Annotated in this window: 13 protein-coding genes and 1 pseudogene; 5 read left to right on the forward strand and 9 right to left on the reverse strand. The window is 73.1% G+C overall.

What is annotated here, in order from left to right; all coding sequences use genetic code 11:
- Window positions 1–10: 10 nt before the first annotated feature.
- From ABZV00_RS22960 to ABZV00_RS22975, 4 genes are read right to left on the reverse strand one after another with little or no spacing between them, the layout of a single operon-like run.
- A complete protein-coding gene (locus tag ABZV00_RS22960; RefSeq protein WP_355609634.1) occupies window positions 11–628 on the reverse strand; it encodes a response regulator transcription factor in 618 nt (205 codons plus the stop codon).
- Between the two features lie 23 nt (window positions 629–651).
- Window positions 652–1,788: a histidine kinase gene (locus ABZV00_RS22965; RefSeq protein WP_355609519.1), complete on the reverse strand. Its 1,137-nt coding sequence runs from the start codon at window positions 1,786–1,788 to the stop codon at window positions 652–654.
- Between the two features lie 26 nt (window positions 1,789–1,814).
- A complete protein-coding gene (locus ABZV00_RS22970) occupies window positions 1,815–2,630 on the reverse strand; it encodes an ABC transporter permease (protein WP_355609522.1) in 816 nt (271 codons plus the stop codon).
- A 1-nt stretch (window position 2,631) separates the two neighbouring features.
- A complete protein-coding gene (locus ABZV00_RS22975) occupies window positions 2,632–3,531 on the reverse strand; it encodes an ABC transporter ATP-binding protein (RefSeq protein WP_355609525.1) in 900 nt (299 codons plus the stop codon).
- Between the two features lie 217 nt (window positions 3,532–3,748).
- On the opposite strand from ABZV00_RS22975, the gene ABZV00_RS22980 reads away from it, so the two are divergent.
- Window positions 3,749–4,603, forward strand: coding sequence for an alpha/beta fold hydrolase (locus tag ABZV00_RS22980; protein ID WP_355609528.1), 855 nt, complete (start codon window positions 3,749–3,751; stop codon window positions 4,601–4,603).
- A 40-nt stretch (window positions 4,604–4,643) separates the two neighbouring features.
- A complete protein-coding gene (locus tag ABZV00_RS22985) occupies window positions 4,644–5,798 on the forward strand; it encodes a site-2 protease family protein (protein ID WP_355609531.1) in 1,155 nt (384 codons plus the stop codon).
- Between the two features lie 120 nt (window positions 5,799–5,918).
- Here ABZV00_RS22985 and ABZV00_RS22990 read toward each other — a convergent pair whose 3' ends face one another.
- Window positions 5,919–7,202, reverse strand: coding sequence for an FAD-binding protein (locus tag ABZV00_RS22990; protein WP_355609533.1), 1,284 nt, complete (start codon window positions 7,200–7,202; stop codon window positions 5,919–5,921).
- Window positions 7,199–7,972, reverse strand: coding sequence for a hypothetical protein (locus ABZV00_RS22995; RefSeq protein ID WP_355609536.1), 774 nt, complete (start codon window positions 7,970–7,972; stop codon window positions 7,199–7,201). The genes ABZV00_RS22990 and ABZV00_RS22995 overlap by 4 nt, the downstream gene beginning before the upstream one ends.
- A gap of 101 nt (window positions 7,973–8,073) precedes the next feature.
- On the opposite strand from ABZV00_RS22995, the gene ABZV00_RS23000 reads away from it, so the two are divergent.
- Entirely contained in the window at window positions 8,074–8,511 is a 438-nt protein-coding gene (locus ABZV00_RS23000) for a hypothetical protein (protein ID WP_355609539.1), read from the forward strand.
- Between the two features lie 34 nt (window positions 8,512–8,545).
- Here the strand turns inward: ABZV00_RS23000 and ABZV00_RS23005 are convergent.
- Window positions 8,546–9,476, reverse strand: a pseudogene (locus ABZV00_RS23005) (LLM class F420-dependent oxidoreductase).
- A 99-nt stretch (window positions 9,477–9,575) separates the two neighbouring features.
- Here ABZV00_RS23005 and ABZV00_RS23010 point away from each other — a divergent pair.
- On the forward strand, window positions 9,576–9,887 hold the full coding sequence (locus ABZV00_RS23010; RefSeq protein WP_328419150.1) for a metalloregulator ArsR/SmtB family transcription factor: 312 nt from the start codon (window positions 9,576–9,578) through the stop codon (window positions 9,885–9,887).
- Window positions 9,888–10,418, forward strand: coding sequence for an SRPBCC family protein (locus ABZV00_RS23015; protein WP_355609543.1), 531 nt, complete (start codon window positions 9,888–9,890; stop codon window positions 10,416–10,418). It abuts the gene before it with no gap.
- Window positions 10,419–10,439: 21 nt separating this feature from the next.
- Here ABZV00_RS23015 and ABZV00_RS23020 read toward each other — a convergent pair whose 3' ends face one another.
- Complete coding sequence (locus tag ABZV00_RS23020; RefSeq protein ID WP_355609546.1) at window positions 10,440–11,477, reverse strand: hypothetical protein; 1,038 nt, start codon at window positions 11,475–11,477, stop codon at window positions 10,440–10,442.
- The gene (locus tag ABZV00_RS23025; protein ID WP_355609549.1) at window positions 11,477–11,746 is read right to left on the reverse strand and encodes a hypothetical protein; all 270 of its coding nucleotides are present in this window, start codon (window positions 11,744–11,746) and stop codon (window positions 11,477–11,479) included. Before ABZV00_RS23025 ends, ABZV00_RS23020 begins: the two co-directional genes overlap by 1 nt.
- Window positions 11,747–11,951 lie beyond the last annotated feature (205 nt).

Genomic DNA, 11,951 nt, shown 5'->3' on the forward strand with positions numbered 1-11,951 from the left:
ACGGCAGCCGTCACTCGCCGAGCAGCCAGCCGTTCTGCTCGGCGATCCGGACCGCCTCGGCCCGGTTGCGGGCGCCGGTCTTGCCGATCGCCGCCGACAGGTGGTTGCGCACCGTCCCCTCGGACAGGTGCAGCGCCCCGGCCAGGTCCGCGACCGTGCCGCCGCCCCGGGCCGTCCGCAGCACCGCGGTCTCCCGCTCGGTGAGCGGGCTGGCCCCGGTGGCCAGTGTCTCCGCGGCCAGCGTCGGGTCGACCACCCGCAGGCCGGCGTGCACCCGGCGGACCGCGTCGGCGAGTTGCCGGGCCGGGGTGTCCTTGACCACGAAGCCGTTCGCGCCGGCCTCCATCGCCCGGCGCAGGTACCCGGGCCGGCCGAAGGTGGTCACCACCAGCACCCGGCAGGCCGGCAGAGCGGCCCGCAGCGCGGCGGCCGCCGCAATCCCGTCCAGGCCGGGCATCTCCACGTCCAGCAGGGCCACGTCGGGCACGGTCCGGCGGGCCTCGGGCACCACCTCGTCGCCCCGGCCGACCTCGGCCACCACGGTCAGGTCGGGCTCCAGCGAGAGCAGCGCGGCCAACGCGCCACGGACCAGTGCCTGATCGTCGGCGAGCAGCAGCCGGATCGGCACGGACTGCTCGCCAGCGGGGCCGGTCACCGGGCCTCCCCTGGCGCGTGCACCCGCAGCAGGAAGCCCGTACCGTCCGGACGGCGACCCACCGTCACCGCGGCGTCCAGCTGCCGCGCCCGCTCGCGCAGACCGACCAGGCCGTGTCCGGCAGCGTCGGCGTCGGGAGTGGACGGACCCCGGCCGTCGTCACTCACCTCGACCCGATCCGGGTACACCCGGATCGTGCAGCATCGCGCCCCGCTGTGCCGGACCACGTTCGTCACCCCTTCCCGTACCGCCCAGCCGAACAACCGGTCCCACTCGTCCGGCAACGCCGGCACCTCGGCCGGCAACTCCGCCGCGATGCCCGCCGCGGCCAGCGCCGAACGGGCGCCGGCCAACTCACCGACGAGGGTCACCTCGCGGTACGCCCCGACGGTCTGCCGTACGTCGGACAACGCCGCCCGGGCCAGCGCCTCCACCTCGGCGATCTCGATGGCGGCCCGCTCCCGGTCCACCTCGATCAGCCGGCCGGCCAGTTCGGCCTTGATCGCCACCACGGTCAGCGAGTGCCCCAGGATGTCGTGCAGGTCGCGGGCGGCACGGGCCCGCTCCTCGGCGACCGCGAGCCGGCCGATCTCCTGCTGGGCGGCCTGGAGTTCACCGTTGCGCTGGGCCAGCCGGGACACCCCGAACATGGCGAACGAGGCGAGCAGCACCGCGAACACGATGGTGCTCTCCGCCTCCCAACCCGGCACCAGCGAGGACGCCACCAACGGGGTCACCGCGCAGACCACCACGGACGCCAACGCCTCCCGTGACGGCAGCAGGAACACCGCCGCGGCGGCCACGTACACCAGGGTGGCCAGCCAGTCCCCGTCGGTGCCCGGGATGCTGACCAGGCCCACCGCGAGCAGCAGCAACAACCCGGCCCGCGCCCGGCGTACCGGGATCGGCCGCAGCGCCTGGCGTAGCTGGCGGGCCCACTGGAACAGCAGCACGTAGCCGACGCCGAAGGCAACCAGGGCGGCCACGCCGAGCACCCGTCGCCACAGATGTGGCTGGTGCAGCGCGGTGGCGAGCGGCACGTTGAGGAAGAACAGCCACACTGCGGCCAGCAGCCAGCCGGTGAACCGCCAGTGGCGGCTCACCGGCCGGGGCTGACCCATCGAGAGGTCCATCGCGTCCACGCTAACGGTCGGAGTGGTCAGACCCGAGCGGTGTCCCGGCGGAACAGCCGGGCCGCGCCGATGCCGAAGACCAGTGCCCAGAAGGCGATGTTGGCCACCCCGGCCATGCTCACCCCGTCCCCGGTCAGCGGGGCGCGGGACAGCTCGCCCATGCCGTACACCGGGGTGAACCTGGCGACCTGCTGGAGCACGTCCGGCAGCACCTCGACCGGGACGAAGAGCCCGCCGAACATGGCCAGCACCGCCAGGATCGGGCCGATGAACTGCATGACGTTCTCGGCCGGCACCAGGTAGCCGATGAAGAGCCCGAATGCGGCGAAGACCAGCGAGCCGAGCCAGGCGGCGAGCCCGGCGAGCAGCCAGACGTGCGCCGGGATGCGGACGCCGGCGGCGGCGCCGACCAGGAACTCGACGACGACCGCCAGCAGGCCGAGGGCCATCGCGGTGATCAGCTTGGTGGCCACGTACGCGGTCGGACGCAGCGGGGTGAGCCGCAACTGCCGGCTCCAACCCAACGCCCGCTCGGTGGCCACCGCGCCGCCGGCGCTGGTGGTCGCCACCATGGCCGCGTACACCGCCAGGCTGATCATGACGTACGCCGTCACCGGGCGGCCGTTGTCCAGCGTCTGCCCGCCCTGGGGCAGACCGAAGATGAGGAAGAAGGCGCCCGGCATGATCAGCGTGAAGGCGAGGGTGCGGCGGTTGCGCAGCACCCGGCGCAGCTCGATGCCCAGGACGGCCGGGGCGAAGCCGCCCAGGGCGGGCAGCCGGCGGTCCGGCTGGTCGGGCCGGTCGGTACGGGTGGCGGCGGGGGTGGCCGGCAGGGTGGTCATCTCAGACTCCGGTGTGCTCGCTGGTCAGGGCGAGGAAGGCGTCCTCAAGGTTGCGGGAGGTGATCTCCACGTCCCGGGCGGCGGTCCGGGTGAGCAGGTGTCGGGCGATCGCGTCCGAGTCGCCGGTGCGCACCAGCACGCTGTCGCCGCGTACCTCGACGGCGTCCACGTCGGGCAGTGCGGCGAGCGCGGCCTGGTCGGCGCCGGGCAGGGTGGCCCGGACCGTACGGCCGGCGGCCAGGTTCTTGATCTCCGCGGTGGTGCCGTCGGCAACGACGCGCCCCTGCCGCACCAGCACGATCCGGTCGGCGTACGCGTCCGCCTCGTCCAGGTAGTGGGTGGCGAAGATGACGGTCCGTCCGGCCCGCGCGTCGCGGCGCAGCGCCTGCCAGAAGTCCCGCCGACCCTCCACGTCCATCCCGGTGGTCGGCTCGTCGAGCACCATCAGGTCCGGGTCGGGCAGCAGGGCCAGCGCGAAACGCAGCCGCTGCTGCTGGCCGCCGGAGCAGCGCCCGACCGCCCGGTCGGCGAGGTCGGCGATGCCGGCCCGCTCCAGCACCTCCGCGGCCGGGCGGGTGTGCCGGTAGAAGTGGGCGGTCATCCGGACCGTCTCGCCGACGGTGAGGTCCTTGAGCAGGCCACCGGTCTGGAGCACGGCGGCGACCCGGCCCCGGGCCACCGCGTCGTCCGGGGTGCCGCCGAGGATGCGGACCGTGCCCGTGTCCGGGCGGGCCAGGCCGAGCAGCATGTCGATGGTGGTGGTCTTGCCCGCGCCGTTGGGGCCGAGGAACGCCACCACCTCGCCGGGCTGCACCCGCAGGCTCAGCCCGTCGACCGCGGTGACCGCGCCGAAGGTCTTGGTGAGGCCGTTCAGCTCGACGGCCGGATGCGTACTGGTCATGGCATTGATGCTCCGGCGGCGCGGGGGCCGGTACCCGGAGCGGTCGTCACGTTCCGGCCGTGACATTTGTCAGGGGCCGTCCCGGCGGTCACGGCCTGGGTACACGGAGCGTGACGTCCATTGGGGCGAACACCGCAGCCGTCCTGCCAGCGGAGGATTTCCGCGCGCGGCAGCGGGTACCCGCCGGGCCGGGACGCCGCGACACCGGGAGGACGCGATGGGTTCCACGCCGCAGGGCCGGGCCGACACGGTCGTGCTGATCCACGGGCTCTGGATGACCCCGCGCAGCTGGGAGGGGTGGGCGCAACGGTATGCCGCCCGGGGTCTGCGAGTGCTCGCGCCCGCCTGGCCCGGAATGGACCGGGAGGTCGAGCAGTTGCGCGACGATCCCACCCCGATCGCTCAGCAGAGCGTCGCGACGATCGTCGCGCACTACGACCAGATCATCCGAGGGCTGCCCCAACCGCCGATCATCATGGGGCACTCGTTCGGTGGCCTGATCACGCAGCTTCTGGTTGACCGGGGCCTCGGCGCGGCAGCCGTGGGGGTACACCCCGCGCAGGTCAAGGGGGTGCTGAAGTTGCCGCTGAGCACGCTGCGCTCCACGTTCTCGATCCTGCGCAACCCCGCAAACCGGCACCGGGCCGTCCCGTTCACACCGGAGGACTTCCACTACGCCTTCGGTAACACGATGACCCGCGCCGACTCCGATCGGGCCTGGCGGCGCTACGCCGTCCCGGGCGCCGGGCGGGTGCTCTTCGAGGGTGCCTTCGCCAACCTCGACCCGACGTCGCCGACGAAGGTGGACAACGGCCGCAACGACCGCGCGCCGCTGCTGCTGATGGCCGGGGAGCTCGACCACGTGGTGCCGCCGTCGGTGGTCCGCTCGAACGCCGGGCTCTACCAGAAGTCCCGGGCGCTCACCGCATACGAGGAGTTCCCCGGACGCTCACACTTCACCGTCGGGCAGGACGGCTGGGAGGAAATCGCCGACTACGCGTTGGACTGGGCGCTGCGTGCGGCGGCGCTGCCCCGCGAGGCGACCATCGCCAGCGAGACCCCGCGTCGCTGAACCGTGGCATGAGCGGACCGACCGGGGGTAACGGGGAGGGATGAAGGCGAGCTTCCGGCTTGGCCGGATCGCGGGGGTACCGGTCGGTGTCAACTGGAGTGTTCTGGTCATCTTCGCCCTGATCGCCTGGGGGCTGGCCGCCAACCAGTTCCCCCGCTCGTACCCCGACCGCTCCCCGGTGGCGTACACCCTGGCCGGGCTGGCTGCGGCGGTGGTCTTCTTCGTCGGCCTGCTCGCCCACGAGGTGTCGCACGCCGTGGTGGCCAAGCGCAACGGGCTGACGGTCGACGGCATCACGCTCTGGCTGTTCGGCGGGGTGGCCGAGCTGAAGGGCGAGCCCCGCGACCCGGGCGCGGAGCTGCGGATCTCCGGGATCGGCCCGCTGGTCAGCCTGCTGATCGGGGCGTTCTTCGGCGCCATCGCGGTAGTGCTGGCGCTGGCCGGGCAGGGTGGGCTGCTGCTCGGGGTGATGGCCTGGCTGGCCGGCATCAACGTGCTGCTGGCGGTCTTCAACGTGCTGCCGGCCGCGCCGCTGGACGGCGGTCGGTTGCTGCGCGCCGCGGTGTGGAAGGCGACCGGTGACCGGACCCGGGCGTCGGTGGTCGCCGCCCGGGCCGGCTGGGTCCTCGGCGCGCTGTTGATCGGCCTCGGGCTCTGGCAGTTCCTGTCCGGAGTCGGCTTCGGCGGGCTCTGGCTGGCGCTGATCGGCTGGTTCCTGATCGGAGCCGCCGGAGTGGAGGAACGGCAGGCCCGCGCCGGCAGCGCGCTACGCGGGATCCGGGTCGGCGACGTGATGACTCCGCAGCCGCAGACCGCCTCGGCGGACATGACGGTCGCCGACTTCGTGGACCACTACCTGTTCGCGTACCGGCATTCGGCGCTGCCGCTGACCGCGGAGGGCCGGCCGACCGGCCTGGTGACCCTGGATCGGGTGCGGGGCGTACCGGCCGACCGACGGGCGTCGACCACGCTGGCCGAGGTGGCCTGCCGGGCCGACCAACTGGTCCTCGCCCAGCCCGGTGAACAGCTCAACGACCTGCTCCCCCGGCTCAGTGAGTGCGCCGACGGCCGCGCCCTGGTGGTGACCGACAACGGCCAACTCGCCGGAATCATCTCGCCCAGCGACATCAGCCGAGCCGTCCAACGAGGCAGCCTCCGCACCAACCAACCCACCCCCACCGCACCACCCCGCTAACCCACCCACCCACCCCGCCCAACGCCCCGGTGATCATGAAGTTAGCGTCACGACACGCCGACATCGACACCGCTAACTTCATGATCACCGGGGTGCGGCGGGGGCGGGAGAGGGGAGGGGTCAGTGGGGGAAGTAGTGGTCCAGGAGGGTGGTGCGGAATTTGCTGGATGGGTCCAGGTAGGTCAGGAGGGTGGTGAAGTCGGTGTGGCGGGGGTAGCGGGCGGCCAGCGCGGTCGGGTCGGTGACGAAGACCTTGCCCCAGTGTGGGCGGAAGGCGAACGGGTCCAACCGCTCCTCCATGGCAGCCAGCACCGGTAGCACCGCGGCGGTGTCGGCGATCCAGGTGAAGTGCAGAACGAAGCTGTCCCGCTGGTGGTTCGGGCTGAGCCACAGCTCGTCCGCCGCGACCGTACGCAGCTCGCAGACCTGCAGTACCGGGGCGATCAGGTGCGCCACGTCGTCCAGGGCGGCGAGCGCGTCGGCCGCCGCCGCGCGCGGCACGTGGTACTCGGACTGGAGTTCGTCGCCGTTGCTCGGGGTGAAGCCGAGCTTGAAGTGCGGCAGCCGCTCGTGCCACGGGCCCGGCACGCCGAGCTGCGGGGTGCAGTTCTCCGGCGGCATCCCGAGCACCGGGTGCCGCGGCTGGTCGGCGGCCGTGGTGCCGAGCCAGTCCGCCGGGGGCGGCGGTTGGTCCGCCAACTGCTTGCGCCACACCTCGCGCAGTCGCGGCCCCCGCCAGTCGGTGAACGCGCTCACGCTGTACGCCGAGCCGAGCGCCTCGTCCAGCGCTTCCCGGGGCAGGTCGAGCCGCACGTACTGGCGCACCTCGAAGGACGGCACCACGTCCAGGGTGACCCGGGTGACCAGGCCGAGCGCGCCGAGCCCGACCACCATGCCGCCGAACGTGTCGCCGTCGGTGTCGCGGTCGACGTGCAGCAGGTCGCCGTCGGCGGTGACCAGCTCCAGGGCGGCGACCGAGGTGGCCAGGTTGCCGTGAGTCTGGCCGGAGCCGTGGGTGGCTGTGGCCACCGCGCCGGCCACCGAGATGTGTGGCAGTGAGGCGAGGTTGGCCAGGGCGTACCCCTGGGCGTGCAACTGTCGGGCGACGTCGCCGTAGCGCAGGGATCCGGTGACGGTGACCCGCGCGCGCTCGGCGTCCACGTCGATCACCGGGGGCAGCCCGGCCAGGGTGACCAGGTCCCCTTCGGTGTCGCCGAACCGGTTGAAGGAGTGCCCGGTGCCCACCGCCCGGATCCGGGCGCTGCCGGCGACCAGCCGGCGCAGCTCGTCGGTGGAGGTGGGTCGGTGGAAGGCCCGTGCGGCGTAGCGCACGTTGCCGGCCCAGTTGCGGCGTGGGACGCCGGCAGCGGTAGCCGGCGGGCCAACCTGTTCCGGCGCGGTCACGTGGCGGTCTCCCGATCGGTGGACGGGTGGTCGGCCAACGCGGCGACGAGGGCGTCCAGCGCCGCATCGACCTGGAGCCGGGCGTAACCCCGCTGGGCGACCGGCAGGCCGGCCGCGGAGACCCGTTCGATCTCCGCCCGGGCCTCCTGCCGGGTCGGCACGTCCCCGGACACCAGGGCGTCCTGGCCGCGCCGGATCAACTGGTCGACCTGGTCCATCCGGTAGCCGCGCAGGCTCGCGGTGAGGTCCGGGTCGGCGAAGGCGGCGCGGCGCAGCGCGGGCAGATCCACGAACCGGTCGCCGGCGTACTGGCTGAGCGCGGCGGACACCTGCTCCGGCTGCTCCCGGACCTGATCGAGGACGAGCAGCTCGACAGCGGGCCGGCCGTCGAGCGGATGGCGGGCGGTCACCGGTGGCCCCAGCGTCACACCCGGCGCGGGCACCAGCAGCAGTCGCGGCGGCTCCGGACGGCCGTCCCGCCGGGGCGGCTCGTCGAGGACCAGCGCGTCGACCTCGGCCCACCGGATCGTCCGGCGCAGGCCCGGCCGCCGGATGGTCAGCCCGTCCGCGCCGATCCCGAACCGGAACGGCCGCAGCGCGCTGCCCAGCGCCACGACGCCGAGCACGACGGCCCCCACCGCGACGATCGTCCGTAGCAGGGCGCCTTCGTGGGGCAGGGCCAGCAACACCACCCCACCAAGTACGCAGGCCAGGGCGAGCACCCGGGCTCCCCGACTCCGGCGCAGTTCCACGCTCGGACCCCCGTTCATGACCGTGGCGTCGGTCCCAGCATCCTCTGACAGACCGGGCTCCACGGATACCGGACGATCGGGCACGGTTGTTCTCGCCATCGTCGGGGAACCCTACGCCCATGAGCACTTACCGTGATCCGGCCCCGCGGGGCGACGTCTTCCCTTCCGAAGAGGAGTTGGACCCGACCGGCAGTGGGGTCGAGCCGGCCAGCGCGCCCACGGTCGGCGCGTTGCCGGGCCATCCGGCGCCAACGCCCGGTCCCCGACCCACGCCGGCACCCGCGCCGGCCCCGACGCCGGTGCCGGCACCCGGACCGCCGCCGCGTGCCCCCGGCGCCGGGGCGCAGTCGATCGTGACCCGGCACCTGGACGGCTCGGTGGAGGTGGTCACCGACCTCGACGGTGACGGCGTCGCCGACATCGTGCAGGTCGACCTCAATGGTGACGGGACAACAGACGTCACCTATGTGGACAGTGATCACGACGGCCGGCTGGACACCGTGCTGCGCGACCCGGGCCTGGTCGGGACGGGCGGCGGGACGCACCGGGAGGCGTGAGACCGCGTTCCGCGAGCGTGCCCGGCCGCCGGGCTCAGAGCTTCGCCATCACCTCGCTGGCGACCAGCTCGAGGTGTTCCAGATCGGCGAGGTCCAGGACCTGGAGGTAGATCCGCTGGCTGCCGATGTCCGCGTACCGGCCGACGGTGTCGAGGACCTCGGCGGGCGTACCGGCCAGGCCGTTGGCCCGCAGTTCGTCCGGTTCGCGGCCGATGGCGGCGGCCCGGCGGGCCACCTCGGCATCGTCGCGCCCGCAGCAGAGCACCAGGGCGTTGGACCAGACCAGCCCGGCCGGGTCCCGGCCGATCTCGGTGCAGGCCGCCCGGACCCGGTCGAACTGGGCCGTCGTGTCCGCCGGTGAGGCGAACGGCAGGTTGAACTCGTCGGCGTAGCGGGCGGCCAGCCGCGGGGTGCGCCTCGGGCCCATCCCGCCGAGCAGGATTGGCGGGCGGGGCTGCTGCACCGGCTTGGGCAGGGCGGGCGAGTCACTGATCGGGTAGTACCGGCCGGCGTGGTCGAACCGCTCCCCCGCCGGGGTGGCCCAGAGCCCGGTGATGACCTCGAGCTGCTCCTCCAGCCGGTCGAACCGCTCGCCGAGGGGCGGGAACGGGATGCCGTACGCGGTGTGCTCGTCGGCGTACCAGCCGGTGCCGATGCCCAGCTCCACCCGGCCGCCGCTCATCTGGTCGACCTGCGCCACGGTGATCGCCAGCGGGCCGGGCAGGCGGAAGGTGGCGGCGGTCATCAGGGTGCCGAGCCTGATCCGGCTGGTGTCCCGAGCGAGCCCGGCCAGCGTGGTCCACGCGTCGGTGGGGCCCGGTTCGCCGGTCACCGCCCCCATCATGAGGTAGTGGTCGGACCGGAAGAACGCACCGTAACCGGCGTCCTCGGCGCAGCGGGCCACGGCGAGCACCTGGTCGTAGCTGGCGCCCCTGCTGAGGTTCGGTGAAGATCCGCAGTTCCATGATCCGAGCATAGGGACCGGGCTTCGGTGCCGCTCCGGGACGGCAAGCACCCACTCATATGCCTTGACAGTCATATGCTGTGAGAGGCATATTCGGTCCGTGACCCTCGACGCGTTCACGATCCTCGCCGAGCCCACCCGGCGCCGGATCCTCGACCAGCTCCGCGACGCCGAGCACAGCGTCGGCCAGCTGGTGGACAGCCTGGGGGTCAGCCAGCCGGCCGTCTCCAAACACCTGCGGGTGCTCCGCGAGGCCGGCTTCGTCTCCTGCCGGATCGCCGCCCGGCAGCGGATCTACCGCCTCGACCCGGGCCCGCTGCGGGCGGTCGACGGGTGGCTGGACCCGTACCGCCGGCTGTGGAACCGGCATCTGGACGCCCTGGAACGGCACCTCGACAGTCAGGAGCAGTGAATGGACCGCGACGCGTTCCGCCCCAGCCCACCCGCCGAGGTGCGCGCCGAGCCCGCCGACGGCGGCGCCACCCTGGTCTTCGTCCGCGACCTTCGGCATCCGCCGGCCACCGTCTGGGCGGCGCTGACCGATCCGGCCCGGCTCGCCGAGTGGGCACCTTTCCTCGCCGACCGGGACCTCGGCTCCCCCGGTTCCGCCGTGCTCACCCTGATCGACGGCGAGACCACCACGCCGACCACGGCGACGGTACGCCGGGCCGAGCCGCCGCACCTGCTGGAGTACACCTGGGGCGACGACCTGCTGCGCTGGGAGCTGAGCCCGCTGGCCGCCGGCACCCGACTCACCCTGCGGCACACGGTCGCCGACCCGGGCATGCTGCCGATGGTCGCGGCCGGCTGGCACCTCTGCCTCGACGTGGCCGACCGGCTGCTCGACGGCGACCCGGTCGGCCCGATCCGGGGTGCCGAGGCCAAGGACTTCGGCTGGCCCGAGCTGCGCGACGCGTACGCCGAACGACTCGACCGGGGCTGAGCCGCCGGGCCGGCGGCCCGGTCAGACGTACGGCCGGGTGGCGTACGCGGTCCGGAGCGCCGCCAACCCGGCCGCTTTCGGCGACAGGGTGCCCCACCCGGAGTTGAAGTAGTTGGTCCGGGCGATCCGTGGCCCACGCTCGGCGTTGAGCTTGGCTATGGCCGCCGGGACGGTGGCGATCCAGGCGGGTTGGTTCGGGATCTCGGCCGACCGCACCCCCCACTCCGCGATGATCACGGCCCGGGACAGCGCCACCGGGCCGAGGTCCGCCACCGCCCAGTCCTTCGTGCGGCGAAACCGGGACAGCGCGGTGTCGTTGGCGTTGGTGGCGTAGGCATTCCATTGAAGGAAGTCCAGCCGGGACATCAGCGACTCCGGGTGGGTGCGCTGGAAGCAGGCCCGGTCGAAGCCGCCGAGACCAATGGAGAACGTCGTGCCGGCGGGCAGCGTCCGCGCCTTGAACCAGGTGAGGATGTAGTTCATCGCCTGCACCGCCCGCGCGTCCGACTCGGCCCAGGTGTACGCCTTGCCGTCCTCGGTGGTGCCGAACTCGTGGTCGGTGTCCAGCTCCGAGGCGAGCTGGATGTTCACCGCGAACCCGAGCGTGCGGTACTGCGCCAGGGCGCGGTGGAACAACCCGTCGCACTGGCCGTTGATCACCTGGCTGTACCCGTACGCCCTCGGCCAGGCGGTGCCGGGGCGCTGCTGGATGGTCATCGACGGCGCCGGGACGGTGTAGTTGGTGCCATCGACGGTGAAGCTCTGCGGCCCGTTGTTCGGGGCGCCGTAGTGCTTCAACTCGAGGACCATGTTCATCTGCACCCCGGCCTTGCCCAGATTGATCAGCCAGGGCCGGTTGTAGCCGGGGAAGATGTAGCCGTCGGCGAAGCTGCGGTACTGGGTGAGCGAGCGGAAGTTGCCGCCGGCGATGTCGGCGGTCGGGTCGGCGCCTCCGGAGAGGTAGTAGCCGCCGAGCACCGGCTGGCTCAGGGCGTAGTCGGCGGTGGCGGTCGCGGTGTTCCCGGCGGCGTCACGGACCTGAACGGTGACCCGGGGCATCACGCCACCGCCCGGTACACGGCCACCGCGCCGTTGTCGGAAACCCGGGTCCAAGCGCGCCCGGAGTTGTCGGTGACGGTCAGGGAGAGCGGGTCGATGACTGCGGTGACCTTGACGGGGGCGCTGCTGTTGCCCTGCGCGTCGGTGACCACGATGGTGACGGTCAGCGGTTTGGTGTCGGCGTCGGAGTAGGTGACGGTCAGCAGCATCTGCTCGCCCGGTGCGTACACGGGTGCGTTCAGGGCTGCGATCGCGGTGGGAGCGGCCATGTCGGGCCTTCTCTCTGGTTCGGTCGCCGGCCGGAGTGCGGATGAGCGACGCCGGACCGGGCGGGGTCCTCAGTGCGAAGAGGCCGGCGGGGGCACGGGCGCGGTGGCGCAGCCGGTGGGCGGCGGCGCGCGGCTGCCGGCGGGTGATGACGTCCTTGTCCCGATGGGCGGTGTCACCGCTGCGGGCGCCCGGAGCGGCGTGGAC

It is taken from the genome of Micromonospora sp. NPDC005173 (assembly GCF_040608515.1).
In the GTDB taxonomy this organism is placed as follows: Bacteria; Actinomycetota; Actinomycetes; order Mycobacteriales; family Micromonosporaceae; genus Micromonospora.

What these genes read in the sequence shown, in the direction of transcription:
- ABZV00_RS22985 (WP_355609531.1), top strand. Translation starts at nt 4,644, where the DNA reads ATGAAGGCGAGCTTCCGGCTTGGCCGGATCGCGGGGGTACCGGTCGGT.
- ABZV00_RS22970 (WP_355609522.1), bottom strand. Translation starts at nt 2,630, where the DNA reads ATGACCACCCTGCCGGCCACCCCCGCCGCCACCCGTACCGACCGGCCC.
- ABZV00_RS23025 (WP_355609549.1), bottom strand. Translation starts at nt 11,746, where the DNA reads ATGGCCGCTCCCACCGCGATCGCAGCCCTGAACGCACCCGTGTACGCA.
- ABZV00_RS23000 (WP_355609539.1), top strand. Translation starts at nt 8,074, where the DNA reads ATGAGCACTTACCGTGATCCGGCCCCGCGGGGCGACGTCTTCCCTTCC.
- ABZV00_RS22980 (WP_355609528.1), top strand. Translation starts at nt 3,749, where the DNA reads ATGGGTTCCACGCCGCAGGGCCGGGCCGACACGGTCGTGCTGATCCAC.
- ABZV00_RS23015 (WP_355609543.1), top strand. Translation starts at nt 9,888, where the DNA reads ATGGACCGCGACGCGTTCCGCCCCAGCCCACCCGCCGAGGTGCGCGCC.
- ABZV00_RS22975 (WP_355609525.1), bottom strand. Translation starts at nt 3,531, where the DNA reads ATGACCAGTACGCATCCGGCCGTCGAGCTGAACGGCCTCACCAAGACC.
- ABZV00_RS22965 (WP_355609519.1), bottom strand. Translation starts at nt 1,788, where the DNA reads ATGGACCTCTCGATGGGTCAGCCCCGGCCGGTGAGCCGCCACTGGCGG.
- ABZV00_RS22995 (WP_355609536.1), bottom strand. Translation starts at nt 7,972, where the DNA reads ATGAACGGGGGTCCGAGCGTGGAACTGCGCCGGAGTCGGGGAGCCCGG.
- ABZV00_RS23020 (WP_355609546.1), bottom strand. Translation starts at nt 11,477, where the DNA reads ATGCCCCGGGTCACCGTTCAGGTCCGTGACGCCGCCGGGAACACCGCG.